Origin of the sequence: Psychrilyobacter sp., assembly GCF_049671765.1 — a bacterium.
GTDB lineage: Bacteria > Fusobacteriota > Fusobacteriia > Fusobacteriales > Fusobacteriaceae > Psychrilyobacter.
The window spans coordinates 1-1,938 of the sequence record NZ_JBATVM010000079.1 but is presented as its reverse complement, the minus strand read 5'-3'; the positions used below and the strand labels follow the sequence as shown (position 1 = coordinate 1,938).

2 protein-coding genes and 1 pseudogene are annotated in these 1,938 nt (G+C 29.0%); 1 reads left to right on the top strand and 2 read right to left on the bottom strand.

Features of this window, described 5'->3' with window-relative positions; all coding sequences use genetic code 11:
* Positions 1-842 (top strand): ATP-binding cassette domain-containing protein (locus tag WBG30_RS03900; RefSeq protein WP_424503335.1); only part of this gene is annotated, 842 nt, incomplete at its 5' end.
* 306 nt (positions 843-1,148) lie between these two features.
* On the opposite strand, the gene WBG30_RS03895 is transcribed toward WBG30_RS03900, so the two are convergent.
* On the bottom strand, positions 1,149-1,349 hold the full coding sequence (locus WBG30_RS03895; protein ID WP_028855325.1) for a cold-shock protein: 201 nt from the start codon (positions 1,347-1,349) through the stop codon (positions 1,149-1,151).
* Positions 1,350-1,508: 159 nt separating this feature from the next.
* A pseudogene (locus WBG30_RS03890) lies at positions 1,509-1,938 on the bottom strand (GTPase HflX); the annotation flags it as partial.

Sequence of the window (1,938 nt, the reverse complement as noted above, 5' to 3'; positions counted from 1 at the left end):
ATAAACAACTATTTAAAAATATCTCTTTGGACCTCTATCTAGGTGAAAAACTAGGTATTATAGGATCTAACGGCAGCGGTAAATCTACCCTATTAAAGATGATCTTAGATGAAGCAGAGGGCATCACTCTAGGAAGCAACTTAAAGATAGCTTATCTCGATCAAAATCTTACATTTGTAGATTATCAGTCTACTCTAATTGATGTTTTTAGAAATGAAAGTATTATCAAAGAGTCTGATTTACATAGAAGTCTCGCAAAATTTCATTTTTATAAGGACGATTTAAATAAAAAAATTGAATCTCTTAGTGGTGGAGAAAAAGCTAGATTAAAATTAGCCATCATGATAAATAATGGATTTAACCTTCTCATATTAGACGAACCTACAAATCATCTAGATCTACATTTTAAAGAAGTTTTAGAAGAAACACTTGATTCATTTAGTGGAACTCTTTTATTCATTTCCCACGATAGATATTTTTTAAATAAGATTGCAAATAGGATTGTTGAATTAAAGAATCAAACTTTGTATGATTATCCAGGTAATTTTAATTATTATTTAGATCAAACTTCAGAAGTGGTCGTAGAAGTTGTAAAAAAAGATAAAGTGGATACAAGAATTAGGGATAATCAAAAAGAAAAAAATGATCAGCGTCGATTAAAAAAATTAAAAGATCTCGAAATAAGATTTTTAAAAACACTTGATAACTTAGAGATTGATATTTCCTTAAATCAAAATGATTATACAAAATTAGGTGATTTAATAGAAGAAAAAGAAAAAAATGAAACAGATTATGAAAATTTATTAGAAGAGATGTTTGAATTAGAAGAGCTTTTAGGATAAGAGCTCTTCTTTTGATCACAAATTACACGAAAGATACCCTTTACTGCTACAACACGGAAGTTTTCAAAATCATATTTTGGGGCACTGAGATTCACTGAGAATCAGATAAGAGTTTCACTGAGCTTTCTCCATATTTTTTTTCTTCCCCTCCTCTGTGTATCTCTGTGTCCAATATTTTTTCTCTCATTCTTTTAATTTTTAATTCTCAACTATCAATTTTCAATTGCTCTATTCTCTTTTAATCTATTTTTTTGTAAAAAAAAAGCGATAGAATAAATCTATCGCTTAACTTTTCAAATAAAGAAATTATACAGTTTCGATGTTTGAAGCTTGAGGACCTTTAGCACCTTCAGTGATTTCGAAAGTTACTTCTTCGCCTTCTTTTAAAGTCTTGAATCCTTCTTTGTTGATTTGAGAAAAATGTGCGAAGTAGTCGTTTCCATCTTCAGCTTGGATAAATCCAAATCCTTTATCGTCATTAAACCATTTAACTGTTCCTTTTAACATGTGTGTTACCTCCGTAAAATTTTAATACAGTAAAGCTTTCTCAAAATCCATTTAACTTCAATCCCAGAAGGGCTTCTTACTCAATGAAACTTTTGTTAACTTCCTGTTACTTTCTATATAATACTATGACCTTTAAAGTTTGTCAAGTGTTTTCACTTTTTATACTAAAAATAAATTGTACTTATTAATGTCATTCCTATTTAAATACGCCTTGACATGAAGCCCATCATCTAAATATTCATGTTCTATAATTTTAGTGTTCTCCAATATATAATTAGCCATAGATCCACTTTCAAATGGAATAATCAAATTTACAATTTTATAATCCTTCATTATCGTTTCCTCAATTCTAGAGATTAAACAGTCCAATCCATCTCCATTTAAGGCAGATATAGGAGTTGTTGTTTCTAGTGGATCAATAATTTCTAACATTTTTTCAGGATCTAACCGATCTTTTTTATTTTGAACTATTATGTATGGAATTTCTTGTGCTCCTAATTCTTTTACTACGTTTTTAGTAACTTTTAGTTGATGTTCATATTCCTCATTGGACACATCCACAACATATAAAAGTAGATCAGCTTCTTTA

Excerpts from the sequence above, each read along its gene's own strand:
- WBG30_RS03895 (WP_028855325.1), bottom strand. The coding sequence starts at position 1,349 with ATGTTAAAAGGAACAGTTAAATGGTTTAATGACGATAAAGGATTTGGA.